The 26,824-nt window shown below is 73.1% G+C and carries 21 protein-coding genes and 1 riboswitch; of the genes, 8 read left to right on the plus strand and 13 right to left on the minus strand.

Features of this window, described 5'->3' with window-relative positions:
• Nucleotides 1-58: 58 nt before the first annotated feature.
• The 4 genes from Pen02_RS01555 to Pen02_RS01570 form a co-directional block, all read right to left on the minus strand.
• Nucleotides 59-1,039 carry a GNAT family N-acetyltransferase gene (locus tag Pen02_RS01555; RefSeq protein WP_203864052.1) on the minus strand — a complete coding sequence of 327 codons (981 nt, stop codon included), beginning with the start codon at nucleotides 1,037-1,039 and terminating at the stop codon, nucleotides 59-61.
• Nucleotides 1,040-1,088: 49 nt separating this feature from the next.
• Nucleotides 1,089-3,929: a S8 family serine peptidase gene (locus Pen02_RS01560; protein ID WP_203864314.1), complete on the minus strand. Its 2,841-nt coding sequence runs from the start codon at nucleotides 3,927-3,929 to the stop codon at nucleotides 1,089-1,091.
• A gap of 354 nt (nucleotides 3,930-4,283) precedes the next feature.
• Complete coding sequence (locus Pen02_RS01565; RefSeq protein ID WP_203864053.1) at nucleotides 4,284-4,631, minus strand: winged helix-turn-helix domain-containing protein; 348 nt, start codon at nucleotides 4,629-4,631, stop codon at nucleotides 4,284-4,286.
• Entirely contained in the window at nucleotides 4,624-5,373 is a 750-nt protein-coding gene (locus Pen02_RS01570) for a hypothetical protein (protein WP_203864054.1), read from the minus strand. Before Pen02_RS01570 ends, Pen02_RS01565 begins: the two co-directional genes overlap by 8 nt.
• Nucleotides 5,374-5,607: 234 nt before the next feature.
• On the opposite strand from Pen02_RS01570, the gene Pen02_RS01575 reads away from it, so the two are divergent.
• Nucleotides 5,608-7,437 carry a glycerol-3-phosphate dehydrogenase/oxidase gene (locus Pen02_RS01575; RefSeq protein WP_203864055.1) on the plus strand — a complete coding sequence of 610 codons (1,830 nt, stop codon included), beginning with the start codon at nucleotides 5,608-5,610 and terminating at the stop codon, nucleotides 7,435-7,437.
• A gap of 129 nt (nucleotides 7,438-7,566) precedes the next feature.
• Here the strand turns inward: Pen02_RS01575 and Pen02_RS01580 are convergent, their stop codons facing one another.
• On the minus strand, nucleotides 7,567-8,961 hold the full coding sequence (locus Pen02_RS01580) for an FAD-binding oxidoreductase (RefSeq protein WP_203864056.1): 1,395 nt from the start codon (nucleotides 8,959-8,961) through the stop codon (nucleotides 7,567-7,569).
• Nucleotides 8,962-9,226: 265 nt separating this feature from the next.
• Here Pen02_RS01580 and Pen02_RS01585 point away from each other — a divergent pair, with 265 nt between their 5' ends.
• Nucleotides 9,227-10,459: an FUSC family protein gene (locus Pen02_RS01585; protein ID WP_239139875.1), complete on the plus strand. Its 1,233-nt coding sequence runs from the start codon at nucleotides 9,227-9,229 to the stop codon at nucleotides 10,457-10,459.
• A 147-nt stretch (nucleotides 10,460-10,606) separates the two neighbouring features.
• Here Pen02_RS01585 and Pen02_RS01590 read toward each other — a convergent pair whose 3' ends face one another.
• Complete coding sequence (locus Pen02_RS01590) at nucleotides 10,607-12,022, minus strand: aminotransferase class V-fold PLP-dependent enzyme (RefSeq protein WP_239139876.1); 1,416 nt, start codon at nucleotides 12,020-12,022, stop codon at nucleotides 10,607-10,609.
• Between the two features lie 44 nt (nucleotides 12,023-12,066).
• A riboswitch (SAM riboswitch) is annotated at nucleotides 12,067-12,188 on the minus strand.
• 24 nt (nucleotides 12,189-12,212) lie between these two features.
• Between Pen02_RS01590 and Pen02_RS01595 the strand changes: the two genes are divergently transcribed.
• Nucleotides 12,213-13,829 carry a PrsW family intramembrane metalloprotease gene (locus tag Pen02_RS01595; protein WP_203864058.1) on the plus strand — a complete coding sequence of 539 codons (1,617 nt, stop codon included), beginning with the start codon at nucleotides 12,213-12,215 and terminating at the stop codon, nucleotides 13,827-13,829.
• Between the two features lie 97 nt (nucleotides 13,830-13,926).
• Here Pen02_RS01595 and Pen02_RS01600 read toward each other — a convergent pair whose 3' ends face one another.
• A complete protein-coding gene (locus Pen02_RS01600) occupies nucleotides 13,927-14,265 on the minus strand; it encodes a GroES family chaperonin (RefSeq protein ID WP_203864059.1) in 339 nt (112 codons plus the stop codon).
• Between the two features lie 102 nt (nucleotides 14,266-14,367).
• Here Pen02_RS01600 and Pen02_RS01605 point away from each other — a divergent pair, with 102 nt between their 5' ends.
• A complete protein-coding gene (locus tag Pen02_RS01605) occupies nucleotides 14,368-15,669 on the plus strand; it encodes an AI-2E family transporter (protein ID WP_307837695.1) in 1,302 nt (433 codons plus the stop codon).
• Between the two features lie 104 nt (nucleotides 15,670-15,773).
• On the opposite strand, the gene Pen02_RS01610 is transcribed toward Pen02_RS01605, so the two are convergent.
• Nucleotides 15,774-17,900, minus strand: coding sequence for an ATP-dependent DNA helicase (locus tag Pen02_RS01610; RefSeq protein ID WP_203864316.1), 2,127 nt, complete (start codon nucleotides 17,898-17,900; stop codon nucleotides 15,774-15,776).
• A 302-nt stretch (nucleotides 17,901-18,202) separates the two neighbouring features.
• On the opposite strand from Pen02_RS01610, the gene Pen02_RS01615 reads away from it, so the two are divergent.
• Nucleotides 18,203-18,706 carry a DUF402 domain-containing protein gene (locus Pen02_RS01615; RefSeq protein WP_203864061.1) on the plus strand — a complete coding sequence of 168 codons (504 nt, stop codon included), beginning with the start codon at nucleotides 18,203-18,205 and terminating at the stop codon, nucleotides 18,704-18,706.
• Nucleotides 18,707-18,812: 106 nt separating this feature from the next.
• On the opposite strand, the gene sigJ is transcribed toward Pen02_RS01615, so the two are convergent.
• Entirely contained in the window at nucleotides 18,813-19,772 is a 960-nt protein-coding gene (sigJ, locus tag Pen02_RS01620) for an RNA polymerase sigma factor SigJ (protein ID WP_203864062.1), read from the minus strand.
• A 290-nt stretch (nucleotides 19,773-20,062) separates the two neighbouring features.
• On the opposite strand from sigJ, the gene Pen02_RS01625 reads away from it, so the two are divergent.
• Together Pen02_RS01625 and Pen02_RS01630 are read left to right on the plus strand one after the other, a co-directional pair.
• Complete coding sequence (locus Pen02_RS01625) at nucleotides 20,063-20,689, plus strand: DUF47 domain-containing protein (RefSeq protein WP_107257547.1); 627 nt, start codon at nucleotides 20,063-20,065, stop codon at nucleotides 20,687-20,689.
• A gap of 6 nt (nucleotides 20,690-20,695) precedes the next feature.
• Nucleotides 20,696-21,697, plus strand: coding sequence for an inorganic phosphate transporter (locus Pen02_RS01630; protein WP_203864063.1), 1,002 nt, complete (start codon nucleotides 20,696-20,698; stop codon nucleotides 21,695-21,697).
• A gap of 46 nt (nucleotides 21,698-21,743) precedes the next feature.
• On the opposite strand, the gene Pen02_RS01635 is transcribed toward Pen02_RS01630, so the two are convergent.
• A complete protein-coding gene (locus tag Pen02_RS01635; protein WP_203864064.1) occupies nucleotides 21,744-22,712 on the minus strand; it encodes a Gfo/Idh/MocA family protein in 969 nt (322 codons plus the stop codon).
• A 173-nt stretch (nucleotides 22,713-22,885) separates the two neighbouring features.
• Here Pen02_RS01635 and Pen02_RS01640 point away from each other — a divergent pair, with 173 nt between their 5' ends.
• Complete coding sequence (locus tag Pen02_RS01640) at nucleotides 22,886-23,716, plus strand: NUDIX hydrolase (protein ID WP_203864065.1); 831 nt, start codon at nucleotides 22,886-22,888, stop codon at nucleotides 23,714-23,716.
• Between the two features lie 86 nt (nucleotides 23,717-23,802).
• Here Pen02_RS01640 and pstB read toward each other — a convergent pair whose 3' ends face one another.
• From pstB to pstC, 3 genes are read right to left on the minus strand one after another with little or no spacing between them, the layout of a single operon-like run.
• Entirely contained in the window at nucleotides 23,803-24,579 is a 777-nt protein-coding gene (gene pstB / locus Pen02_RS01645) for a phosphate ABC transporter ATP-binding protein PstB (protein ID WP_203864066.1), read from the minus strand.
• A 15-nt stretch (nucleotides 24,580-24,594) separates the two neighbouring features.
• On the minus strand, nucleotides 24,595-25,686 hold the full coding sequence (gene pstA / locus Pen02_RS01650) for a phosphate ABC transporter permease PstA (protein ID WP_203864067.1): 1,092 nt from the start codon (nucleotides 25,684-25,686) through the stop codon (nucleotides 24,595-24,597).
• Complete coding sequence (gene pstC, locus Pen02_RS01655; protein WP_203864068.1) at nucleotides 25,683-26,813, minus strand: phosphate ABC transporter permease subunit PstC; 1,131 nt, start codon at nucleotides 26,811-26,813, stop codon at nucleotides 25,683-25,685. Before pstC ends, pstA begins: the two co-directional genes overlap by 4 nt.
• Nucleotides 26,814-26,824 lie beyond the last annotated feature (11 nt).

Consider the following 26,824-nt stretch of genomic DNA (forward strand, 5'->3'; position numbering starts at 1 on the left):
CGGCCGGCAACACGGGAAAATGGCGTGGTATCGATCTGAGCCGCTCCGGATCGGCCGGTCACCCGTCGTTGCGCAACTCTTTCTGGTAGAGGAAGAACACCCGCTCGATCCGCGCGCCCGCGCTGCCCGCGTAGAACGGCACCGGACCGACCCAGCCGATCTCCGCCCGCAGGTGTCCGGCCGCCCGCTGGTCGCGCAGGCAGCGACGGAGCAGTACGCCGCCGATCCCGAGGCCCTGTGCGGCGGGTGCGGTACCCATCGGCCCGAACCAGCTCGGCCGGGACGAGCCGTACGCGGCGAAGCCCAGCAACTCCGGCTCCCCGCCGCTGCCGGCAGGCGTACGGACGGCGACGTGGCAGCCGGCGCCCTCCCGACCGACCGAGTGCAGCACTTCGACGTCCCAACTGCCGCCGAAGGCGGACCGGGCGAACCCGGTCAGCATCGGCAGGTCGGCCGGCTCCGCCCGGCGTACCGTGATGCCCTGGTCCGCCAGCCGTCGCTCGGCGGCCTCTGTGGACCGCAGCGCCGGGGAGGACTCGGTGGAGAGATCGGCCGTCATGTTCCAGGCGGTGCCGTCCGGGGTGTAGCCGAGCGCCAGGGCGGTGCAGACTGCCGGGGTGTACCGGACGTCGATGCCGGGCCAGACGTAGTGCGGCGGATTCCCGGCGATGCGTACCCGGGTCGCACCGAGCCCGGCGAGCGCCGCTTCCAGCCGCGACACCAGGGCGCGGCCGAGCCCCCGGCGGCGCCGGTCCGGGTGTACCGCGACCAGGTCGAGGTGGCCGGCCGCCGGATCCGCACCCCGGTCCGCCATCGAGCCGAGCGCGACCCCGACGAGCGCGCCGTCCTGCCACCCGACCACCCCGGTGACACGGCGTCGCCCGGTGGCACCGGGCAGCGGCGAGTCGTCCCGGAGCCGGGCCACGATCTCCGCCGCCTCGGCCGAGTCGTCGGGCAGGTCCAGCGCCGCCCGGCAGAGCCGTACGACGGCAGGTAGCTGGTCCTCGGTCAGCTCGGTGAGGGAGAACTCCGCGCTCATGGTCGCCGACCATAACCGAGCCCGGTCGGGCCGCCCGGATCGAGGCGGTTCACCGGCCGAGTTGCCGGGCCGCCTGGACGGCCGCGTACGCGTCGACCAGTCCGGCGCCGGTGATGTTGCCTTCCGAGCCGCAGGTGTCGGCGCTCTGCCGTGACCGGAAGGTCGGCTCGGCCGGTGTGGCGGTGTCGAGCAGGATCCGCCGGGTGGTCTCCAGATCGCCGACCAGCGCCGGATTGGCCGACCACATCAACGCGACCACCCCGGCCAGGTGCGGCGTCGCCATCGACGTACCACTCAGCGTGCCGTACCCGCCGCCGGGCAGTGCCGAGAGCACCTCCTCGCCGGGGGCGACCAGGTCCGGTTTGGTCAGTCCGCCGGGCGTCGGGCCACGGCTGGAGAAGGGGGTGACCCGGCGCTGCCGGTCCACCGCTCCGACGGTGAGGACGTCCGGATACGGCGCGGGCGGGTCGTCGACCGAGCCGCAGAACGAGCCGGTGTTGCCGGCGGCGGCGACGAAGAAGACCCCGGCCGCCGCGAACGCCGAGGTGGCCGGCTGGAGGGTGTCCCGGGCACAGCCCTCGATCGCCGGGCAACTCCACGAGTTGGTCAGCACCTGTGGCGCCCGCTCCGGGCGTCCGGCCGTGAACGGGTCGGCACCGGGCGGGAACGGCGCGAGCATGAACTGGAGGCAGTCCAGGTAGCGCGCCGGGTTGCCCAGGTTCCGGTCGAGGTTCACGCAGCCGACCCACTGCGCACCCGGTGCCACACCGACCTGCTGGTCGCCGACTGCGGTGGCCAGGGTGTGCGTACCGTGGCCGCCCAGGTCGGTAGGGGAGCGGGAGCCGTTCCACGGGTCGTACCAGGAGTCGTCGCCGCCCCGGAAACCGGCGGAGAGCGCCGGATGGCGGCCGTCCACGCCGGAGTCCGACCCGCCGACCACGACGCCCGAGCCGTCGACGCCGAGTTGCGACCACACCCGGTCGGCGCCGATGGTGCGCAGGCTCCAGATCGGCGCGGTCGGCGCCGGCTGGTCGCCCCGGGTCGGAGACCCGCCAGCCGGCAGCGGTCGCAACCGCTGGCTGACCAGTACCCGGTCGACGTCGGCGCGGCGGGACAGCCAGGCCCGTACCGCCGAGCCGCCCTCCACCTCCACGGCGTTGACCAGGTAGTACGGCGTGTGGTCCAGGCGCAGCCGGTCCAGGTCCCGGCGCAGGTCCGCCTGCGACCGGTCGGCTGTCTCGACGAGTCGGCGGTACACCTCCCGACCCCGGGCCTCCCGGCCGGCCGGGCCGGTCTGGCCGGTCGCCACCCCGGTCAGGTCCACCTGCTCCTTCAACACCACGAAGAGCCGCTCGCCGTGCCAGCCGGGGGCGCCGAGCCCGACGTACACCGCACCGGTGGCGACCAGCAGTACGCCGGCCACGGTCGCGGCGACCGCACGGCGCGGTACGGAGGCACCGGCACGGCCGAAGCCGAAGCCGTACCCGATGCCGAGCAGCACCGCGACGGCGAGCGAGCCGGCGGCGGCGACGGCGGTCCAGTACGGCACGTCCCGGGCACCGGAGAGGAGCAGCGTGATCTCCTCCGGATCGACCAGGGCCAGCGGCCCGACGGCGGCGATGCCGACCAGCCAGCCGACCGGGGCGGCGCCGACCGGCCGGAGTTCCACCTGTGCCGGGCCGACCGCCGCCGTCGACCGGGCCTGGCCGGGCGCCGCTGTCGACTGAGCCGGGTCGACGACAGCTGTCGGCTGGGCCTGGCCGGGCGCCGCCGTCGGCCGGGCCTGGTCGGTGACAGCCGTCGGGCGGGTGGCCCGGGACGCGACCCGGAGGGCGGCGATCGCGAAGCCGGCCGGCGGAAGTACGAACAGCGCGGCGAGTTGCGCGCCGGACTGGCCGATCCCGCCGGCGACCAGTGCCAGTGCCACCCCGGCCACCAAGCCGCCGACCAGCACCAGCCGGGCGCCGCCCACCGGTCGGGTCGGTGCGGGTGCGCCGCCCCGGCGCGCCGTGGTCCGCTCGTAGCCGGCCCAGAATCGTCCATCGAGGACAGTGGCGGCCAGCCAGCCCACCGCAGCCGAGGCGAGCAGCCCGCACGCCGTCTCCAGTACCCCGCCCAGCGCGCCGAGCCAGACCCACGGCAGCAGCAGCGCGAGCCCGGCGGCCACGCTCAGCCCGATCGCCGCCGGCTCGGCCCGGACCCACTCCGTCCGCCGAATCGTTGCCGACTCCGACTCCGGTTGCCGAGTCTTTGCCGGCTGCTCCGGTTCCGGTTGCCGGGTCTGTGCCGGCTGCTGTTCCGGTTCCGGTTGCCGGTTCGGTTCCGGCTGTCGGGCCTGCGCCAGTTGTGGGTGCTGCGCTGGTCGCGGGTGGTGCTCAAGTTGCGGGTGCTGCTCGGGCTGTCGGGCCGACTCCGGTTGCCGGGCCTGGCTCGGCCGGCCGCCGAGGTGCCGGATCAGCAGGGCGGCGAGGCCGGCCACAACGGCGACCCCGGCGAGGTAGACCTCCGGCAGGGTGGGCGGTATCGCCCGGAGCAGCCCCAGCGCGCCGAGGGCGATCGCGCCGAGCAGCCAGGCCCGACCGGCGGCCCGGACAGCCGGCGACCGGGGCAGCGCGGCGAGCAGTCCGGCCGGTACCCCGACCAGCAGTGCATTGGCGACGGCGATCGTCGGCCACAGCCAATTCTGCTGGTCCAGTCCGGCAACGAGCAGGACCTGTTCGACCAGCCAGGCGATGCTCTGGCTGCCGACGGTCGTCCCGACCGCCCAGACTCCGACCAGCGCGGCGGCGACCACCGGCCACACGCCACCTCCGGCGGGCGGCGCCGGCCGGCCCGGTCCCACCGGCCACGGCTGCCGCGTCCCGCCCGGCGGCCAGGGCTGGTTCGGCATGACCGGCAGCGGCCGGCCGGGCGTGCTCGGCCACGGTTGGTTCGGTGCGCTCGGCCACGGTTGGCCGGCCACGCCCGGCGACGGCTGCCCGCCGCCCCGCGTCGGCGGTGACACGACCGGCGGCTGCCCAACGTCCCGCGTCGACGGTGGTCCGTCCGGCGACGGCTGCCCGTCGCCGCGCGGGGACGGTGGCTCGTCGGGCGTCGACGGTTCGGCCAGCGGGGGCGGGGTGGCCGGCGAGGCTGGTGGGGACGGTTCCTCGGGCGGTGGTGGCGGCGGACCATCCTGCATGACCGAACAGTACGGTGCCGCCCGGCCCGCCGCCGCCACCCGCCGGCCCGCGTACGGCCACGGTCAGCTCTCGGGCTCCGGTTCGGCGGTGGCGTCGCGCAGCCGACTCACCAACTGCTCCAGCGCGGCGACCTCGGCGCGTAGGGCTGCCCGGCCCTGTCGGGTGAGTCGCAGCCAGGTGCACGGGCGGCGCCCCTCGTACCCCTTGACCACCCGGAGCAGCTCGGCCTGTTCGAGGATGCGCAGGTGGCGGTTGAGGTTGCCGTCGGTCAGCCCCAGCTCGTCCCGGAGGGTGGCGAACTTGCACTCCCGGGTCTCGCTCAGCACGGTGAGGATGCCGAGGCGTACCCGCTGGTGCACGGTGTCATCCAGGGCCAGCGCCGGGTGCGGCGGCACCGGCCGGTCAGGCATCGGGACGCCGTCGGCTGCGGGCGGCGCGTACGGCGGCGAAGACCACCAGCGGCAGGGCCATCAGCACAAGGTAGTGGCCGGGGCGGAGCGCGAGTTGACCGCCGAGCGAACCGCTCTGCCAACCGAGGATGTCGGTGGCCCACGGGGCCAGCTCGCCCAGCCGGGGCGAGCCGCAGAGCCAGGCGGTGAGCAGTGCGATCCAGGCTCCGGCGGCGGCCAGGGCCGGACTGCGTTCGGCCCAGGCGAGCGCCAGTACGGCCACGGCGATCGACAGCAGCGGGGTCAGCATCCCGTGCCACCACCCTGGCTGCTGGTCGACGAGCGTGCCGGGCTGGATTTCCGTCCTCGGTACCGCCGCGACGACCGCGAGCAGCAGGAGCACGCCGAGGCCGGTGCCGGCGAAGAGTGGCCAGGAGACCCGCAGTCCGAGCCGACGGGCCCGCCAGCCGTACCAGGTGCCGGTGGCGGCGACCAGCAGTGGCACGCCGACGAACCAGAAGACGTACGACAGGACGGGGTGCCGCTGCTCGTCGGGGAGCCCGGCCCAGTAGGGGTGGTGCACGACGGTGGTCCTCGACTGCGCGAACGGGGTGCGGTAGAGGGCGGTGCTGGCCAGTAACAGTACGGCGACGGCGAGCGCCGGCAGCCAGGCGCCGTTGTGTGTCCGGGTGCGGGTGCGGTCGCGTAACCGGTCCAGCTCGGCCAGGATCTCCACGGACCGCTTCCCGTCGGTGGAACTCATCGTCGCCCCCTCAACTCTGCGTCAGCGTTTCCAGCTCTGTGTCGGCGTCGAACTCTGTGCCGGCGTTCCACTTCGTGTCGGCGTTCAGCTTTGCGTCGGCATTTAGCTTTGCATCAGCACTGTACTCTGCAATGCAAAGTCTACGGGCGCTGTCAACATGTCCGGTCGGCGACTCCGCCGGACGGTGCTACCCGGGGGCCCCGCCCCCGGCACCGCTGCGGCTACCGTGGACGGGTGCGTGACCCCAGCCTTTCCCGGAACACGGCCAGCCGGCTCTCCCCGTCCCGCCGCGCCGCCGACCTCCGTCGGCTCCGGAGCGAGCGGTTCGACGTACTCGTGATCGGCGGTGGGGTGACCGGCGCGGGCGCCGCGCTCGACGCGGCCTCCCGTGGGCTCAAGGTGGCCCTGGTCGAGGCGCGCGACTTCGCCTCCGGCACCTCCAGCCGGTCCAGCAAACTCATCCACGGCGGCCTGCGCTACCTGGAGCAACTGGAGTTCCACCTGGTCCACGAGGCGCTGACCGAGCGCGGCCTGCTCGCCACCCGGCTCGCCCCGCACCTGGTGCGCCCGGTGCCGATCCTGATCCCGCTGCCGCCCGGCCACGGCCGGGCCGCGCTGGCCGGCCGGGCCTGGCGACGCTCCTACTACGGCACCGGAGTCGCCACCTACGACGCCTTCGCCGGGGTCTTCGCCGGCGGGCGGGGGATGCCGCTGCACCGGCACCTCACCCGCGAGGGCGCCCGCCGGACCTTTCCCAGCCTGCGCGCCGACGCCATCGCCGGGGCCATCCGCTACTACGACGGCCAGGTCGACGACGCCCGCTTGGTGGTCACCCTGGCCCGCACGGCGGCCAGCCTCGGCGCGGCGATGGCGACCAGCGCGCGCGTCGTCGGCCTGGTCCGGCAGGCCCGCGAGGTGACCGGGGTACGGGTCCGGGACATGGAGGCGCCGCCCGGCTCCCCGGACGCCGAGTTCGAGGTACGCGCCCGCACCGTCATCGCCGCCACCGGAGTGTGGAGCGACGACATGTCCGAACTGCTCGGTGACGTCGGGGTACGCCGCGGGCTGCGGGTCCGCGCATCCAAGGGCGTACACCTGGTGGTGCCCCGTTCGGCGATCACCGGCGAGGCCGGGCTGATCCTGCGTACGCCCACCTCGGTGCTCTTCGTCATCCCGTGGGGCGGGCACTGGATCATCGGCACCACCGACACCGACTGGCGGCTCGACCGGGCCCACCCGGCGGCCTCGGCCCGGGACATCGACTATCTGCTCGACCAGGTCAACACGGTGCTGGACCGGCCGCTGACCACCGCCGACATCGAGGGCGTCTACGCCGGACTGCGCCCGCTGCTCTCGGGCGAGGCGGACTCGACGTCGAAGCTCTCCCGCGAGCACGCGGTCTACGAGCCGATGCTCGGACTGCTGCTGGTGGCCGGTGGGAAGTACACGACGTACCGGGTGATGGCCGCCGACGTGGTCGACCGGGCCGCCCGCCGGCTCGGTGGCGTACGCCCGTCGCGCACCGCCGAGCTGCCGCTGGTCGGCGCCGACGGGTACGCGGCACTGTGGCGGGACCGGGCCGACCTGGCCCGCCGGCACGGGGTGCAGGCCGGGGTGGTCGAACACCTGCTGGAGCGGTACGGCAACCTCACCACGCACCTGCTCGACATGGTCGACGCCGATCCACTGCTCGGTTCACCGCTGGCCGGGGCACCGGAATACCTCGCCGCCGAGGTGGCGTACGCGGCCCGGGCCGAAGGGGCGCTGCACCTGGACGACGTGCTGACCCGGCGTACCCGGATCTCGTTCGAGACGCCGCACCGGGGTGCCGAGTCGGCCGAGCAGGCGGCCGAGATCATGGGTCGGGTGCTCGGCTGGGACGCCACGGTGCGGGCCCGCGAGGTCGAGCACTACCTGGCCCGGGTGCAGGCGGAACGGCAGTCCCAGCGGATGCCGGACGACGCCACGGCCGACGCGGCCCGGGTGGGCGCGCCGGACGTACGCGGCTTCGCGGCCGACCGGGGCGCGAGCGCCGGCCTGGACGAGATCGAACTTCCCGGCTGACCGCCGCCGGCCCGGCAAACCAGCCCGGTCAGCCCGTCGCGGAGAGGCACGCCGGCGGAAAGCACGTCGCGGAGAAGCGAGTCAGCGGGTCAGCGAGTCAGCGGGTCAGCAGGAAAGCCCGTCAGCGGGTTACAGCACCTTGCCGGGGTTGAGCAGTCCGGTCGGGTCGAGTGCGTCCTTGATGGCCTGGTGCACCCGGACACCGACCGGCCCGATCTCCCGGGCCAGCCAGTCCCGCTTGAGCAGGCCGACCCCGTGCTCCCCGGTGCAGGTGCCGCCGAGGGAGAGCCCGAGTTCCATGATCGCGTCGAAGGCACGCCGGCCCCGCTGCACGTTCTCCGGGTCGGCCCGGTCGACCACGATGTTCGGATGCATGTTGCCGTCACCGGCGTGCCCGACCACGCCGATCGGCACGTCGTGCTCGGCGGAGATCCGGGCCACCCCGTCGAGGAGCGCCGCCAGCGCGTCCCGGGGTACCGCCACGTCGTCGATGACCAGGCCGCCGTTGCCGTCCGGATAGGTCTGCGCGGCGAACCGTTCCATCGCCGGGTGCGCCAACCGGCGGGCCTGGAGCAGCGCGGCGGCCTCCGCCGCGTCGGTGGCCGCGAAGACCTCGTCGGCACCGCTCGCCGTGCAGACCTCGGCCAGCCGCGCGAGGTCGGCGGCGGCCCGGGGACCGGTGTCGGCGGCGGCCAGCAGCAGCGCCTCGGCGTCGGTACGCAACCCCATCGGCCGGTACGCCTCGATCGCGCCCAGGTGCGTCCGGTCCAGCAGTTCCAGCAGGCTCGGGGTGAGCCCCTGGGCGGAGATCTCCGCGACCGCCCGGCCGGCGGCGGTGGTGGACGGGAAGACCGCGACCAGGGTCAGTGACTCCTCGGCGGCCGGCCGCAGCGAGACGGTCACCTCGGTGATCACCCCGAGGGTGCCCTCCGAGCCGACGAAGAGCCGGGTCAGGTCGTACCCGGCGACCCCCTTGGCGGTACGCCGTCCGGTGCGCAGGATCTCCCCGTCGGCCAGTACCACCTCCAGGCCGAGGACGTACTCGGTGGTGACGCCGTACTTGACGCAGCACATTCCGCCCGCGTTGGTCGACACGTTGCCGCCGATCGTGGACGACTCCCAGGAGCCGGGGTCGGGCGGATAGCGCAGGCCGTGCTTTGCCACGGCGGCGGCCAGGGTGGCGTTGACCACTCCCGGCTGGACCACCGCGATCCGGTTCACCGGGTCGACCTCCCGGATCTCGTCCATCAGCACCGTGGAGAGCACGACCGCACCGTCGACCGCGTTGGCCGCGCCCGCCAGTCCGGTCCGGGCCCCCTGGGGTACCAGCGGAGCACCGTGCGCCGCCGCCGCCCGGACCACGGCGACCACCTCGGCGGTGGTCCGTGGCCGGACCACCACGGCCGGCATCCCGGCCGCGCAGAGGTCGGCCTCGTCGCGCTGGTGGCCACGGAGCAGATCGGGATCGGTCAGTACGGCGGACTCGCCGAGCGCCGCCCGCAGGTCGTCGAGAAGATCCGGCATGCCTGGCAGGCTAACCGCCCGACGGATACACCGACCACGGCGGTTTCCGGTACGGCGACGGACAACCGGGACGAGAGGCGCCGATACCACCGGGTCCCGCAGGTCCTGACCAGCCGCCCCACGGAGCCGGCCGTCCGGGTTCGATGGATTCCGACGACCGGGTTCGGCGGATGATCCTGACGTCCGGGTTCGGCGGGTTCGGCGGGTTCGGGAGTGGGTAGTCCCCGCCATGCGCTCCCTCCGGCACACCGTGGCCAAAACGCCGGTGGACCTCGATCGGGAGCGCATCACCAACCTGGCGAAGGAGTTCCGGAAGCGGTCCCGGGCCACCGTCAAGGACCGCTGGCACGCCGTACGGTTCAACCTGGTGCTGGCCCTCCAGGCGGGGGTGGCCGCCGCGCTGGCCTGGGTCGGCTCGCACGAGTTCCTCGACAACCCGTCGCCGGTCTTCGCGCCGATCTCCGCGATCGGTACCCTCGCCTCCTCGGTCGGCCAGCGACTGCGGCGTACGGTCGAACTGATCATCGGGGTGGCGGTCGGCATCGGCCTCGGCGACGCGCTGGTCTTTGCCGCCGGCACCGGGCCCTGGCAGCTCGGTCTGATCGTCGCCCTGTCGATCATGGTCACGATCTTCCTGGGCGGCGGCCCGGCGGTGGTGACCCAGGCGGCGGCCACCGCCGTGCTGATCGTGACCGTCGACATGCCGCAGCAGGCCAACATCGAGTCGCCCCGGGTGATCGACGCCCTGATCGGCGGTTTCGCCGGGCTCGTGGTGATCGCACTGGTGCTGCCGTTGAACCCGTTGCGGGTGGTGGACCGGGCGGCCCGGCCGCCGCTCGGCCGGCTCGCCGAGGAACTCTCCGAGACCGCCGAGGCGCTGAAGACCCGGGACGCGCCCCGGGCACAGGCGGCGCTGGACCGGTTGCGCGAGGTGGAGAACCATCTCCAGGGCTTCGAGGAGGCGTTGGAGGGTGGCCGGGAGACCTCCATCCTGGCGCCGGTGCGCTGGCACCGTCGAGGAGCGCTCACCCAGTACGTGGAGAGTTCCGAGTACATCGAGCACGCCGTACACAACAGCGGGACGCTGATCCGGCGGGCGGTGACCGTGCTGGAGGACGGGGAGCCGGTCCCGGAGGAGATGTCCAACGCGGTGGCGCTGCTCGCCGAGGCGGTACGACTGCTGCGTAAGGACCTCGGCCTCGGGGTACGCCCGGAGGCCACCCGGGAGCAGGCGTTGCAGGCGATCGGCCAGGCCGGCAGGGCGTACGCCGAGGGGGTCGGGTTCTCCGGCAGCGTGGTGATCGCGCAGGTCCGTACCACCGGCAGCGACCTGCTCCGGGCCACCGGCATCGAACGGCTCGAAGCGAACCAGTTGGTGCGCCGGGCGGCGGGCGGGCATGCCGGCGAGGCCGCCGAGGCGGCGGCCGGCAAGCCCCGTGCCACAAATTCGGACCGCCCCTCGGACACACCATCGTCGGAGGCCGGCTCCGCCCGGTGATCGCCCGTGCCTTCGCGCGGCCCCCGTCCGGTGATCGCTCGTGCCCTCGCACGGCCCCAGCCCGGTGCCGCCGGTGTCTTCGCGTGGCACCCTGCCCGGTGCCGCTCGTGCCTTCGCGCGGCCTTAGCCCGGTCGCCGCCCCGCCCGTCAGCGTGGTGTGGCCAGGCTGGCCAGGGCGGCCAGCAGGCGGTCGACGTGTGCGGCGGTGCTGCCGAGCCCGATGCTGGCGCGCAGCGCGGTCGGCGGCAGGTCGCGTCGGCCGCTCCGGTCGGCCGCCTCGGTGAGCAGCCGGCGGGCCAGCGGGTGCGCGCAGAACAGTCCGTCCCGCAGCCCGATCTGCCAGTGCTGGGCGAGGTCGGCCGCGACCTCGGCCGAGTCCCGACCGGCGACCACGAACGAGACGATGCCGACCCGGGGCGCGTCCACGGCGAAGGTACGCAGCTCGACCACGTCCGGCAGCCCGGCCAGCCCGGACCGCAGGCGGGCGAGCAGGGCCTGCTCGTCCGCGTACAGCGCGGCGCGGTCCGCCTCGGCCAACGCGTTGCAGACCGCGGCCAGCGCCACCGCGCCGAGCAGGTTGGGGGTGCCGGCCTCGTGCCGGCCGGGCCCGTCGACCCAGCGGACGTCGTGTGTCGCCGGCCCGACCCCGAGGGTCGCCCCGCCACCGGCCAGGTACGGCGGCGCGGCGTCCAGCCAGTCGGCCCGTCCGGCGAGTACGCCGATGCCGAACGGGGCGTACAGCTTGTGTCCGGAGACGGCCACGTAGTCGACCGCCAGGGCGGTGACGTCCAGTTCGGCGTGCGGGGCGAGTTGGGCCGCGTCCAGCGCGATCCGCGCGTCGTGCCGGTGGGCGATCCGGGCCAGGTCGGCGATCGGCCAGCACTCGCCGGTGACGTTGCTGGCCCCGGTCACCGCGACCAGGATCGGCGCCTCGCCGCCACTGCCCCGGCGCAGTTCCCGCAGCGCCGCGTCTACCGCCCGGACGGCGGCACCGGCCGAGTCGGGCACCGGCAACCGCACCGCCCCGGTGGGCCAGGGCAGCAGGTTGGCGTGGTGCTCGGCGGCGAAGGTCACCACCCGGGTGCCGGGCGGCAGGGCCCGGGCCAGCAGGTTGAGTGCGTCCGTGGTGTTCCGGGTGAAGACGACGGAGTCGTCGGGGCGTACCCCGAGAAAGTCGCCGACGTCCTGCCGGGCCCGCTCGTACGCCAGCGTGCTGCGTCGGGACAGCGCCCCGGCGCCCCGGTGCACGCTGCCGTACCACGGCAACAGCTCGGCCACCGCGTCGGCGGCGGCCCGCGCGCACGGCGCGGTGGCGGCATAGTCCAGGTTGACCTGCCCGGGTACCCCGAGCACCTGGAGCGGCCCGGTCGCCTCGACACCGGTGCCGATCGTGACCTCGACCGGCTCGACCGGTGACGTCCGGGTCCGCGCGGCCGATGGTGCCGCAGCGGGCCCGGCCGGACCGGCCGGGGCGGTCCGGGACAGTCGTTCCACCCCCGACGGGTCGGTCGGCCGGGCCGGGCCGGCGGGTCGGGTGGGCGCGGAAACGAGACTGGTACTCATCGAGATGCCTCCGGTGCCAGGGACCCCGGGGCGGGTGGGAGCGGGGTCCGCGCTTGCCCGGTGCGGGAGTGCACCGAGCCCGGTCATCACCCGGGGCACCCCACCGCGAACCTCGACGAGGGTTGCCGGCCAGCAAGCCGGGGCTTGGACGCTGGCACTCGTGACCTGGCAGGAATCATAACCGGGCCGGATGTGGTCCGACCAGGCTGTCGGGACGAACTACGCTGATCGCATGGCCGACACTCCGCCCGGCGCGGCGGCGCCCCAGCCGCCGTCGTCGACCCCACCGTGGCCGCCCGCCCCGGCGCAGCACCTTCCGTCGCCGATGTCGACGCCGCCGCAGGTCGAGGCGACGCCCGACGAGCGGAGCCTGGTCCGTCGGCTGATCGCGATCGGGGCGATCACGCTGATCGTGGTCTGCGCGGTGCTGATGGCCTGGGAGCTGGTGTCGCCGGCCGGGGTGACGCCGCCGCTGATCGGGCTGGGCGCGGCGGCGCTGCCGGTACCGGTGCTGGTCGCCTGCTTCCTCTGGCTCGACCGGTACGACCCGGAGCCGATCAGGTATCTCGCCTTCTGTCTCGCCTGGGGCGCGGCGGTGTCGACCTTCTGCGCGCTCCGCACCAACACCTTCGCGTCGGAGACCCTCGAACTGCCGCTACCGGTGGTCGGGGTGCTGGTCGCGCCGTTCATCGAGGAGTTGACCAAGGCGCTCGGGCCGCTGCTGCTCCTGCTCTACCAGCGCCGGAAGTGGTCCGGGATCACCGACGGCATCGTCTACTGTGGCCTGTCTGCGGTCGGCTTCGCCATGGTCGAGAACATCCTCTACTTCGGCCTGCACGGCTACGCCGAAGGCGTCGACCAGTACGGGCCGGCGACCGGTGCGCAGAACGTCTTCGGGATCTTCATCCTGCGGGTCCTGATCAGCGGCTTCGCCCACCCGCTGTTCACCGCGATGACCGGCATCGGGCTCGGCATCGCGGTGCGGTCGGCCAGCCGGCCGATCCGGATCCTCGCCCCGCTGGCCGGCCTGCTGTTGGCGATGATCCTGCACGGCACCTGGAACGGGGCCGCCACCCTCACCCAGGTCGTCGGGGAACCGCTGATCCTGCTCTACAGCTACCTCGGCCTGATGGTGCCGATCTTCCTGGGCGTGGTCGGCCTGGCCGTCTGGGTACGGAGCTGGGAGGGGCGGCTCACCCAGCGCCGGCTGCCCGACTACGTGTCGACGGGCTGGCTCACCCCGCCCGAGTTGGCCGCGCTCGGCACCCTCGGCCGACGGCACGCCGCCCGACGCTGGGCCCGACGGGTCGCCGGTGACGAGGGTCTCAAGGCGATGCGGGCGTTCCAGGTCGCGGCGACCCGACTGGCCCTGCTCCGCGACGGACTGGTGCGCGGGCTGGAGTCCCGGCCGGGGCAACTGGCCCGCAGGCAGGGCGAGGAACGCCGACTGCTCGACGCGCTCCAGGCCAGCCGCCGGGTCTTCGTGGGGCGCGATCCGCAGACACCGGCCGGCATCTGGGACGGCACCCGTTACCACCTGGCGTTCCCGGACGGCTCCCGCCGTACCCTGCCGGCGCCGGCCGAGCCGGTGGTGCCGATCCCGGTGGTACTGGTGGCGCCGCCGCGCCCACCGGCCCCCGTCGGTCCCGCCTACCCCGGCCCCTACCCCGGCACGCCCGGCCCCTACGGTGGGCCGCCCGGCCCGTACCCCGGCACCCCCGGCCAGTACCCCGGCACTCCCGGCCCGTACGGCGGACCGCCCGCGCCCGGTGCCGGACCGGGCGGTGCCTGGCCGTACCCGCGCTGAGTCGACGCCAGCGGGCCGTGCCCGCGCTGAGTCGGCGGCAGAGGGCTGTACCCGCGCTGAATCGGCGTCAGTGGGCTCTACCCGCGCTGGGTCGACGTCAGAGGTAGAGCCCGGTGGAGTCGGTCTCCACCCGCCGGGCCGCCACGGCGTGCACGTCCCGTTCGCGGAGCAGCACGTACTCCCGGCCGTGCAGTTCGACCTCGGACCGGTCGTCGGGGTCGAAGAGCACCCGGTCGCCGGAGACGATCGAGCGCACGTTCGGTCCGACGCCCACCGCGGTCGCCCAGGCCAGCCGTCGGCCCATCGAGGCGGTCGCCGGGATCACGATGCCGGCGGTCGAGCGCCGTTCGCCCTCGCCGCCGTCCGCCCGCACCAGCACCCGGTCGTGCAGCAGACGGATGGGCAGGCCGTTGTCGGTGTTCTCCTCGCCGGTCACGACCGAGACGGTACCGTGCGCCGCCACCAGGCAGGCTGGTGGCGTCGGCCCGCAGGCCGTACCGAGCCGACCTGTGCCGGTGCGGCTACCGTAGGAGAGCCTATTCCGCCGTGGGAGGTGCGCTTGCGCCGTTTCGAGCAGCTACGAGCAAGGATCCGTCGCGCGTACGCGTTCGGGCGGTCGACCGACTCCTCCGGCGGGTACGCCGAGCCGGCGGAGGCCCGTCCGGCGGCCACGCCCCCACCGACACCCGCCCCGGCACCCCCGGTCGAGGCCGAGCCCAGCACGGAACTGCACCCGTCGACGGCCAGTCGGGACGACGCGGACGTACCGCACGCGCTGCGGATCGCCGCCGCGTGGTCCTGGCGACTGATCGTGATCGGCCTGGTTGCCTGGGCGCTGCTCCGGGTGGTCGGCACGGTCCGGATCGTGATCATCCCGCTGGCCATCGCCCTGCTGCTCTCCGCACTGCTGGCCCCGCTGGTCGGCCTGCTGCTCCGGGCCCGGTTCCCCCGCTCCCTGGCCACCGCCGTGGTGCTGGTCGCCGGGCTGGCCGCCGTGGTCGGCACGCTCACCCTGGTGGTCAACGAGTTCATCCAGGGCGTACCGGACCTGAGCCGGAACGCCACCAGCGGTATCCGGCAGATCCAGGAGTGGCTGAAGACCGGGCCGCTGCACATGTCGGACAACCAGCTCAACTCGTACATCGAGCAGGGCGAGCAGTGGATCAACGAGAACACCCAGGCGCTGACCAGCGGGGCGGTCTCCACCGCCGCGACCGTCGCGGAACTGCTCACCGGTGCCCTGCTGGTGCTCTTCGCCACCTTCTTCTTCCTGCGGGACGGTGAGAAGATCTGGCGCTTCCTGGTCCGGCTGCTGCCGGTGGCCGCCCGGTGGCGGGTCGACGACGCGGGCCGGGCGTCCTGGGCGACGCTTGTCGCGTACGTCCGGGCGACCGTACTCGTCGCGTTCATCGACGCGGTCGGGATCGGCATCTTCCTGGTCGTCTTCGACATCCCGTTCGCGTTCCCGCTCGCCGCGCTGGTCTTCCTCGGCGCGTTCATCCCGATCGTCGGCGCGACCCTCTCCGGCGCGGTGGCGGTGCTGGTCGCCCTGGTCGACAGCGGCTGGGTGACCGCGCTGATCATCCTCGGCGTGGTGATCGGGGTGCAGCAGGTCGAGGGGCACATCCTGCAACCGTTGATCATGGGACGGGCGGTGGCGATCCATCCGCTCGCGGTGATCGTCGGCATCGCCGCCGGTGTGGTGCTGGCCGGCATCGTCGGCGCCCTGGTCTCGGTACCGCTGATCGCGGTGCTGAACACGGCGGTCCGCCGGCTGGCGCACCGCCGCCCGCCGGAGGTGCCGCCGGACGCCGTGGTGATCGCGGCCAAGGCGCCGTGACCACCCGCGCCCGCAGGCGGCGCCCGGGACCGGCCGCGAGCCGCCCGCTGCCGACCCGCCGTACCTGACGCCCCTGGAGATTCTCGTGAATCCGGTGCGGCGGTTCAGGACTTGCCGAGCCGCTCCAGGGCGCCCCGGGCCACCTCCGGCCGGGTGGTGTACCAGAACGGTGGCAGCGACTTCCGCAGGAAGGCGCCGTACCCCCGGGCCGTCTCCAGCCGGGAGTCCAGCACCGCCACCACGCCCTTGTCCCCGGTGGACCGGATCAGCCGACCGACCCCCTGGGCCAGCCGTACAGCGGCGATCGGCACGCTGACCGCCGCGAACCCGGAGCCGCCCGAGGCGTCCACGGCCGCCGCCCGGGCCGCCGCGAGGGGCTCGTCCGGGCGCGGGAACGGCAGCCGGTCGATCACCACGAGCTGGCACGCGTCGCCCGGCACGTCCACGCCCTGCCACAGCGACATCACGCCGAACAGGCAACTCGCCCGCTCCTGCCGGAACCGGCGGACCAGCAGCGGCAGCGCCTCCTCGCCCTGCAACAGGATCGGCAGGTCGGTACGCGCCCGGAGCAGTTCGGCGGCCTGCAACGCGGCCCGGCGGGACGAGAACAGCCCGAGGGTACGCCCGCCGAGCGCGCCGACCAGCCCGAGCAGTTCCTCGCCGGCCGCCGCCGGCAGGCCCGAGGCGGCCGGCCGGGGCAGGTGCGCGGCGACGTAGAGGATGCCCTGGCGGGGATAGTCGAACGGGGATCCGACGTCGAGCGAGCGCCAGCCGTCGTCCGACTCCGAACGGTTGGACTTCGACGTGCTGTCCGACTTCGCGGTGCTGTCCAGTTTCGAGGTGCTGTCCGGCTTCGACGTCCGGTCCGGGGCCGTCGGATCCGGCCGGACGGTACGCAGTGCGTTCGCCCGGGGATGCGGCCGGGTCGGGTCGGCCGCCGGATCCGCCGGGGCGGCCAGCCCGAGTGCCCGGGCGACGGTGTCGAACCGGCCGCCGAGCGCGAGCGTGGCCGAGGTGGCGACGACGGTACGGTCCTCGTAGAGATGGGTGGCGAGGGTGCCGGCCACGGAGAGCGGCGCGACGACCAGGGCCCGCCGGCCCGTGCCGCCGCCGTCCGGCTTCTCCACCCAGGCGACGTCGTGATCGGCATCCTCCAGCAGTCGTTGTGCGGTCTTCGACAGGTCGTCGAGTACCGCCTTGGCCTGCTGCTTGCGTACCGGGTCGGGGTCGTCGGACTTGACGTCGCCGATTTTCTCCAGCGCCGAGCGGGTGGCCGCGTCCAGCAGGGTGCACGCCTCGCGCAGCGGTGCCGGCAGCTCGCCGGTGATCCGTCCGGCCGGTGCCTCGGCCAGCCCGACCGCCAGCGCGTCGCCGGCCGCCAGCAGCGAGTCGGCCAGTTCCGGCGTGAGCAGTGGCCGGCTCCGCCGGGCGGCCCGGTCGATCAGCTCCGGGATCAGTTCGGCCTGGGCCGCCGAGGAGACCCGGTCGGCCAGCTCGTGCGCCTCGTCGATCACCAGCAGCTTGTGCGGCGGCACGATGTGCCGGCCGGCGAGCATGTCGACGGCGAGCAGACTGTGGTTGGTCACCACCACGTCCGCCTCGCGGGCCCGGGCCCGGGACGCCTCGGCGAAGCACTCGGTGCCGTACGGGCAGCGGCTGGCGCCGACGCACTCCCGGGCCGGCATCGAGACCAGCCGCCACGCCTGGTCGTCGACGCCGGGGTCGAGTTCGTCGCGGTCACCGGTGTCGGTCTCCATGGCCCAGTCCCGGATCCGCTCGATCTGCTTGCCCAGCCGGCCCGCCTCGCCGAGCCACTTCGTCCCGCCACCGCCACCGCCACCGCCGCCCCGGGCCGGCGCGTCGAAGAGGGTGTCCTCCGGTTCGTCCTCTGTGGAGTTCTCCAGCCGGGCCAGGCAGAGATAGTGGTGCCGGCCCTTCAACACGGCGAAGGTCGGCCGGTCGCCGAGGACCGGGGCGACCGCGTCGGCCAGCCGGGGCAGGTCGTGGTCGACGAGCTGGGACTGGAGCGCGAGGGTCGCGGTGGAGACCACCACCGGGCCGTCGACGGTCAGCGCCGGGGCGAGGTACGCCAGCGACTTGCCGGTGCCGGTGCCGGCCTGCACCAGCAGGTGCTCACCGGAGAGGATGCTCTCCTCGATCGCGGTGGCCATCTGCTGCTGCCCCGGCCGGGCCGTGCCGCCGGGTACCGCGCCGACCGCCGCGGCCAGCAGTTCCGAGCCGGTGGGCCGGTCGGCACGGCGGCGTCGGCGGGACCGGGGTGCCGGAGGGCGGCCGGAGTCCTCCGCCTCGGAGCCGATCAGGGTGGGGAAGCTGGCATCGGTGGCGGGCACGGTCACTGTGCGACCGTACCCGCCGATCCCGACACCGCCGCGCTCCCTCGCCCGACGGCCGTGCCGGGGCGTCCGGTACGCCGTGCCAGGTCGTCCGGTACGGCGGTGACGTTGGCGGTTTCGACGTCTACCGGACGCTTCGCGCACCACTCCTCGTGGGCGACATCGGCTAGGGTGCGGGCATGTCGAGCGATGTGGTCCGAGTCGTCTACCGCAAGTACGACGGCACCGCGCACCGGGACTACCCCGCCCGCAGACTGACCGAGGACGACCTCGGCGTGTGGCTCGGCGTGACCGCCGGAACGGAGTCGATCTACCACGGCCAGCCGTCGGTGGAGCAGATCCCGTTCGTGCTGCTGGTGCCGCACGACGCGTGGTGGAGCACGATGTTCAACCCGCCACCCCGGACCAGCGAGGTCTACTGCGACATCGCCAGCCCGGCCCGCTGGGAGGGGGACACCGTCCACCTGATCGACCTCGACCTGGACGTGGTGCGCCGCCGGGGCACCGGCCTGGTGGAGTTGCGCGACGAGGACGAGTTCGCCGAGCACCGGGTCCGGTTCGGTTATCCGGAGGAGACGGTGGCGCAGGCCCGGGCCGCCGCGGAGTGGCTGTACGGCGCGCTCGGCGACGGTACCGAGCCGTTCGCGTCGGCGTACCGGAAGTGGCTGGCGCTGGTGGTCTGACCCGGCACCCGCCTGCCCGGCCCGCTGGCCCGCGTCACCGGCCGCGTCGACCGGGTGTCTAGCGGGGAAGTCGACCGGGTGTCTAGCGGGGAAGTCGACCGGGTGTCTAGCGGGGGAGCTGCCAGGAGTGCTCGTCCTCGGCGATCCCTGGCACCCGGGTCAACTTCTCCGGGTTGACCTGGTGGTAGGCGGCGGTGATCCGGCCGTCGGCGACGGTGAACCACATCACGCCGCGCAGCGGCATCCCGGGCCGGTACTCCGCCTCGACCTGCACGCCCAGTTCCCCGTTCACCAGGACCGGGCACATCCGCAGGTGGTTGGTCTCCCAGGCGGCCCGGCGCGTCAGCCCGAGGGCGAACCGGGCGACCTTGGTCGCGCCGACCACCGGATGCCGGGAGGTCGGGAAGAGACCGCCGCCGTCGCCGACGAAGACCACGTCCGGGGCGAGTACCTCGAGGAGTCGCTCGGGTTCGCCGGACTCGACGGCGCGCAGGAACGCGCTGACCAGCCGTTGGTGCTCGGCCGGGTCGGCGGACCGCCGTGGGGCGTCCTCGGTGAGCGCCCGGCGGGCCCGGGAGGCGAGCTGCCGGGCCGCCGTCGGGCTGGTTGCCAGCACCGTTGCGATCTCCGCGAACGGCACGGCGAAGACGTCGTGCAGGACGAACGCGACCCGCTGCTCCGGGGTGAGCCGTTCCAGCAGGGTCAACAGGGCGATGCCGACCTGCTCGGTGTGCGCGGCCCGCTCGGCCGGGTCGGGGGCGAAGCCGTCCGGGCCGGCGGGCAGTCGACTCACCACCGGCTCCGGGAGCCACTGGCCGTGGTACGACTCCCGGCGTACCCGGGCGGAGCGGAGGACGTCCAGGCAGATCCGGGCGGTGGCGGTGGTCAACCAGGCGCGCAGGTCGCGTACCTCGGCGCGGGCCTGCTCGGTGCCGAGCGCGGCGGCGTACCGCAGCCAGGTCTCCTGTACGGCGTCCTCCGCCTCGGCCCGGCTGCCCAGCATCCGGTACGCGACCGTGGTGAGGTGGTCCCGTTCGGCCTCGAACTCGCTCGCCAGATCCCGCACCGCTGCCTCCCCGCCGCCGTACGTCCTTCCGCGAGGTTAGCTCCGCACCCGGCGGCGGGATCCGCGCAGGTCGACGCGGCGAATCTCACACCGGGTTCGGAGCGGACCTGTTCGGGCACCTTCGTACCGTCATGCCGGGCCGCAAGGTGAACAACAGGTGAATGGCAAGTGAACCGGCCCTGACCAGGGGTGGGCGGGCGAAAACTCCGATCCGAGGTTTCCTAGCATTCCCCAGGGGCAGCCTCCCGCGGCCCGTCACCCGTCCGCCGACGCAACGAGGTACCCGAGCCGTGAAGTTTTCCCTCCGCCCCTCCGAGGGTGCGTTCTACGAGTTGTTCACCAGAGCCGCTCAGAACCTTGTGCGGGGCACCGAGCTGCTGAACGAGCTGGCGCTGCCCGGGGTCGACGTGCAGTCGGTCAGCGAGCGGCTCACCGAGGTCGAGCACGACAGCGACCAGATCACCCACGAGCTGTACAAGAAGATCAACTCGACCTTCGTCACGCCGTTCGACCGGGAGGACATCTACCGGCTCGGCTCGCTGCTCGACGACGTGATGGACCACCTGGAGGCGGTCGGCAACCTGCTCTACCTCTACGGGCTGACCAAGCTGCCGTCGCTGCCCCGGGAGATGCACGAGCTGGTGAACGTCCTCGACCAGCAGGCCAAGCTCACCGCCGAGGCGATGCCCCGGCTGCGGGCGATGAAGGACCTCGAGGACTACTGGATCGAGTGCAACCGGCTGGAGAACGACGGCGACCAGGCGTACCGGATGCTGCTGGTCCGGCTCTTCTCCGGCGAGTACGACGCGCTGACGGTGCTGAAGATGAAGGAGGTCGCCGACGAGTTGGAGGCGGCCTGCGACGCGTTCGAGCACGTGGCCAACACGGTCGAGACCATCGCGGTCAAGGAAAGCTGATCTCCGGTGACCCCTGAACTCATCGCCGTACTGGCGGTGATCGCCGTCGCGCTGCTCTTCGACTACACCAACGGTTTCCACGACGCCGCGAACGCCATCGCCACCAGCATCTCCACCCGGGCGCTGACGCCCCGGGTCGCGCTCGGCATGGCGGCGATCGGCAACTTCATCGGCGCGCACTTCGGTGCCGACGTGGCCAAGACGGTCGGCTCCGGGCTGGTCGAGCTGCCGCGCGGCGTCTCCAGCCTCGGCATCGTCTTCGCCGGGGTGATCGGGGCGATCGTGTGGAACCTGATCACCTGGTACTTCGGGCTGCCCTCGTCGTCCTCGCACGCGCTGATCGGCGGGCTGGTCGGGTCGACGCTGGCCGCCTCCGGCACGGTGCTCTGGGACGGCATCGGGGAGAGCGTCGTCCTGCCGATGATCCTCTCGCCGGTGGTCGGCTTCCTGCTCGGCTACCTCGTCATGATCGCCGTTCAGTGGATCTTCCGGAACGGGCAGCCGGGCAAGCTCAACCGGGGCTTCCGGTGGGCCCAGACCGCCTCGGCGGCGGCGATGTCGGTCGGGCACGGCATGCAGGACGCTGCCAAGACCATCGGCATCGTGGTGCTCGCCCTCTTCGTCGGCGGCTACCAGAGCAGCGCCGAGCACATCCCGGAGTGGGCGTTCTGGACCTCGGCGACGGTGCTCGCCCTCGGCACGTACGCGGGCGGCTGGCGGATCATCCGTACCCTCGGACGGAAGATCATCGACCTCCGGCCGCCGGAGGGCTTCGCCGCCGAGACCGTGGCCAGCGGCGTGCTCTACTTCAACGCCCTGGTGCTCGGCGCACCGATCTCCACCACGCACACCATCACCTCGGCGATCATGGGCGTCGGGGCCACCAAGCGGCTCTCCGCCGTCCGGTGGGGCGTGGCCGGCAACATCGTCGGCGCCTGGATCCTCACCTTCCCGGCCGCCGGCTCCATCGGCGCCCTGATGTACGTACTGGTCAACCCGCTCTTCTGAGGTGTCGGCCGGGCGCCCCTTCCCGTCGACGGGAAGGGGCGCCTCCTCACGGGTAGGTCACGCCGATCTGCTCGCGGATCTCGTCGAGCAGGCCCATCACCTCAAGGGTGGCGGCGTGCGGCACCAGCGGGCTCTCCAGCAGCCCGGCCGCCAGGCAGCGCTGCACCTCGGCCGCCTCGTGCTGGTAGCCCGACCCGGTGAGGTCCACCGGCAGCAGCTCCGGATCGGCACCGTCCCGCAGCAGGGTGACCTGGCCCGGCCGGTAGAACGGCGGCGCCAGCTCGATCCGGCCGGTCCGCCCGGTGACCACCGCCGCCACCCGGGTCGCGCCGATCATGCCGCAGCTCAGCGTGGCGACCGCGCCGGAGTCGTAGCCGAGGACGATCCCGGTGTTCTCGTCGACCCCCTCCGGGCTGATCCTGGCCCAGGACCGGACGTGGTCCGGCAGGCCGAGCAGCAGGTGCGCCAGGCTGATCGGGTACACCCCGAGGTCCAGCAGGGCGCCGCCGCCGAGCGCCCGGGCCCGCATCCGGTGCTCGGGCGGGAACGGCCCGCCGACCCCGAAGTCCGCCTGCACGCCGGTCACCTCGCCGATCGCGCCGTCGGCGATCAGTTCCAGGATCCGGAGTACGACCGGATTGCAGCGCATCCACATCGCCTCCATCAGGAAGCGGTTCTTGGCACCGGCCATGTCGACGAGTTGCTGCGCGGTGGCCCGCTCCAGGGTGACCGGCTTCTCGACGAGTACCGCCCGGCCGGCGTCGAGGCAGGCCATCGTGGCGTCGAAGTGCGCCGCGTGCGGGGTGGCGACGTACACGACGTCGATGTCGTCGTCGGCGGCGAACTCCTGCCACGACCCGTACGCCCGGGGCACCCCGTGCCGGTCCGCGAAGGCGCGGGCGCTCTCCTCGGTACGCGAGCCGACCGCCACGATCTCGGCGTCCGGCAGCAGTTTGAGGTCCTCGACGAAGGTGGCGGCGATGTAGCCCGTAGCCAGGATGCCCCAACGTGTCATGCCCGGCACGGTAGCCGAGCCGGGCGCCGCCCCCTTCGTCCGCCCCGGCAGCCAAGATCGCGGCTGCGCCGCACAAGATCGCGGTTGTGGCAGACCAGCACGGCTCTGGTGCACCAGCACGGCCGTGGTGCACAAGATCGCGGCTGGCCGGGCCGCCGCACTAATCTCGCTGCATGACCAGCTTTGCCGCCCCGGAGTCGATCGCCGCACACGCCCGCCGGTTCTACGCCGAGGGCGGGGTACCGGCGCCGCCCCGGACGGCCGCGACCGTACTGCTGCTCCGGCCCGACGCCGCCGGCCGGGACGGCTTCGAGGTGTACATGATCCGCCGCGCCGCCACGATGACCTTCGGCGGCATGTACGCCTTCCCGGGCGGCAGCGTCGACCCGGGCGACTCGGAGATCCGGCTGGACTGGTCCGGCCCCGGGCCGGCGGACTGGGGGAACCGGCTCGGTCAGCCGCCCGGCCCGGCCCAGGCGCTGGTCTGCGCGGCGGCCCGGGAGGTCTTCGAGGAGGCGGGCGTACTCCTCGCCGGCCCGGACCACGAGACGGTGGTCGGCGACGTCAGCGGCGAGGAGTGGGAGCGGGCCCGGCAGGCGTTGGTGAACCGGCGTACCGGCTTCGCCGACCTGCTCCGGGACTGTCGGCTGACCCTCCGCTCCGACCTGCTGCTGCCGTGGAGCCGGTGGATCACGCCGGAGTTCGAGCCGCGCCGCTTCGACACGTACTTCTTCGTGGCGCTGCTGCCGACCGGGCAGGTGCCCCGGGACGTCTCCGGGGAGGCCGACCAGACGATGTGGATCCGCCCGACGGAGGCGCTGGCCCGGTACGAGGCGGGCGAGATGACCATGCTGCCACCCACGATCATCACGCTGACCGAGATCGGCAACTGCCCGGACCTGGCCGCGCTGCCCGCCGCTGCAGCCGGCCGGGACGCCTCCATCCCGGTCATGCCCCGCTTCGCCCAGGCCGAGGACGGCACCTCGCACTTCGTGCTCGACTGAAGCGGAGAACCACGTGATCCCGGAGAGTTCGGCCGGTCTGGGCGAGCCGAACTCTCCGGGATCACGAAGGACTGTGTGTCAGGCCGTCAGCCGAAGCGGCCGGTGATGTAGTCCTCGGTCTTCTTGACGCTCGGGTTGCTGAAGATCTTCTGGGTGTCGTCGTACTCGATGAGTCGGCCCGGGTCGCCGGTCTGCTCGATCGAGAAGAAGGCCGTACGGTCGGAGACCCGGGCCGCCTGCTGCATGTTGTGCGTCACGATGATGATCGTGTAGCGGTCCTTCAGCTTGAACATCAGGTCCTCGATCGCCAGCGTGGAGATCGGGTCCAGCGCCGAGCAGGGCTCGTCCATCAGCACGACCTGCGGCTCGACCGCGATGGTCCGGGCGATGCAGAGCCGCTGCTGCTGCCCGCCGCTCAGGCCCGCGCCGGGCTTGCCGAGCCGGTCCTTGACCTCGTCCCAGAGGTTCGCCGACTTCAGCGCCCGCTCGGCGGCGTCCTCCAGGACCGACTTCTTGCGTACCCCGTTGAGCCGCAGCCCGGCGACCACGTTGTCGAAGATCGACATGGTCGGGAACGGGTTCGGCCGCTGGAAGACCATCCCGATCATCCGGCGTACGGCGGTCACGTCGACGTCCCGCTCGTAGATGTTCTGGTCGTCGATGGTGAGCTTGCCCTCGACCCGGGCGGCGGGCAGTACCTCGTGCATCCGGTTGATGGTGCGCAGGAAGGTCGACTTGCCGCAGCCCGAGGGTCCGATGAGCGCGGTGACGGTCTTCGGCTCGACGGTGAGGTTGATGTCCTCGATCGCCTTGAACCCGCCGTAGTACGCGGTGACGCTTGTCGCGTCGATACGCTTGGCCATGATCATTCCTTCGGGTTAGCGGCTGAACCGGTTGCGGCGGGCCAGCAGTTTCGCCGCGATCGTCAGGACCAGCACGAGGGCGACGAGGGTGAGTGCCGCGGCCCAGGCCCGGGCCGGCGCGTACCGGGAGGCGTCCCCGGCCTGCTGGTAGACGAAGAGCGCCAGCGACGACTGGTTGTTCTCGAACGGGTTGAAGTTGATCGCCGCGCCGCCGCCGGCCACCAGCAGCACCGGCGCGGTCTCGCCGGCCGCCCGGGCGACGGCCAGCATCACGCCGGTGACGATGCCGGGCAGTGCGGTGGGGAGCACGATCCGCAGGATCGTCTTCCACTTCGGGATGCCGAGCGCGTACGAGCCCTCCCGCAGCGGCGCCGGCACCAGCCGGAGCATCTCCTCGGTGGACCGGACGATGGTCGGCAGCATCAGCACGCTCAACGCCAGCGAGGCGGCGAATCCCGAGTAGCCCGGCCGGCCGTCGTTGAAGTACGGCGACACGATCAGGATCCAGAAGGCCAGCACGAAGAGGCCGGCGACGATCGACGGGATGCCGGTCATCACGTCCACGAAGAACCGGATGGTGAAGGCGAACCGGCCCCGGCCGTACTCGACGATGTAGATGGCGCAGGCGATGCCGAGCGGCACGGTGATCAGGGTGGCGACGCCGACCTGCTCCAACGTGCCGACGATCGCGTGGTACGCGCCGCCGTTCGGGTCGCGGGCGCCGATGTTGTTCATCGAGCTGCCGAAGAAGTCGCCGTCCAGCCGCTCGATCCCCTTGCTGACCAGGGTCCAGGTGACCGAGGCCAGCGGCAGCAGGGCGAGTACGAAGGCGGAGTGGATCAGCGCGCTCCAGGTGCGGTTGCGCGCCTGCCGCCGCCCCTCCACCGCGTTGCTGGCGGCGAAGAGGCCGACCAGGTAGAAGACCACCGCGAGGGCGACGACCAGGGCGGTGCCGCCGATGCCGGCGCCGTAGACCAGCGCGGCGGCGAGTACCACGGCGGCGACCGCGATGCCGAGGCTCGCCACCACCGGCAGTTTGCGGGTACGCAGTTGCGGGCTCTGCCCCGGCGCGGCCGAGGGAGGTGCCGGTGTCATTGTCGTCGTCATGCTGCGGACTCCGTGAACTCCCGGCGCCGGTAGATGATCGCCCGCGCGGTGATGTTGACGATCAGGGTGATCGAGAAGAGCACCAGGCCGGAGGCGATCAGCGCGCCCCGGCCGACGTCGTTGGCCTCGCCGAACGCGTTGGCGATGTTGGCCGCGACGGTGTTGCCGCCGTTCTCGATCAGGTTGAACGAGATGTTGGAGACGATGCCGAGGGTCATCGCCAGCGCGATGGTCTCGCCGAGCGCCCGGCCCAGGCCGAGCATCGTGGCGCCGATGACGCCGGGGCGGCCGTACGGCAGCACCGCCGTGCGGATCATCTCCCACTTGGTGGCGCCGAGCGCGAGCGCGGCCTCCTCGTTGGCGGTCGGGGTCTGCCGGAACACCTCGCGGGAGAGCGAGGTGATGATCGGCAGCACCATGATGGCCAGCACCAGCGAGCCGAGCAGGATCGACCGGCCGAACGGCCCCTCACCACCGAAGATCGGGATCCAGCCGAAGTACTTGTTCAGCCAGACCGAGAACTCCTGGACCGGGCCGTAGAAGAAGTCCCGGCCCCAGAGCCCGAAGACCACGCTCGGTACGGCGGCCAGCAGGTCGATCAGGAAGCCCAGCGCGGTACCGACCCGGCGGGGCGCGTAGTGCGACAGGTAGAGCGCGATGCCCAGTGCCACCGGTACGGCCAGCAGCAGGGCCAGCAGCGACGTGAGTACGGTGCCGAAGGCCAGCGCGCCGATGCCGAACCTCGGCTGTGCCTCGTTGGGGAACCAGCCCTCGAAGGTGAAGAAGTTGGCGGTGTTGGCGTTCAGCGCCGGTACGGCCTTGGCGATCAGGAAGATCGCGATCGCCACGATGATGACCAGCACCATCGTGCCGGCCGCCATGGTGAAGCCCTGGAAGAGGCGCTCGGCGCCGAAGGCGCTGCGCCGGGGCAGGGCACCGCCGCCACCCAGGCCGGTACCACCTCCGCCACCGCCGCCGCCGCGCCAGCCGGCTCCGTCGGGAGCGCGGTCCGCGGGTGTCACGGGTACGTCGACCGACAGCGCGGCACCGGCGGACCCGGCGTGACCGATGGTCACACGAGGTCCGCCGGTGCCGGCGTTGGCCGAGCGGTCTGGGGTGTCGCCCATCTGCTCGCTCG

It is taken from the genome of Plantactinospora endophytica (assembly GCF_016862915.1).
Taxonomy (GTDB): domain Bacteria; phylum Actinomycetota; class Actinomycetes; order Mycobacteriales; family Micromonosporaceae; genus Plantactinospora; species Plantactinospora endophytica.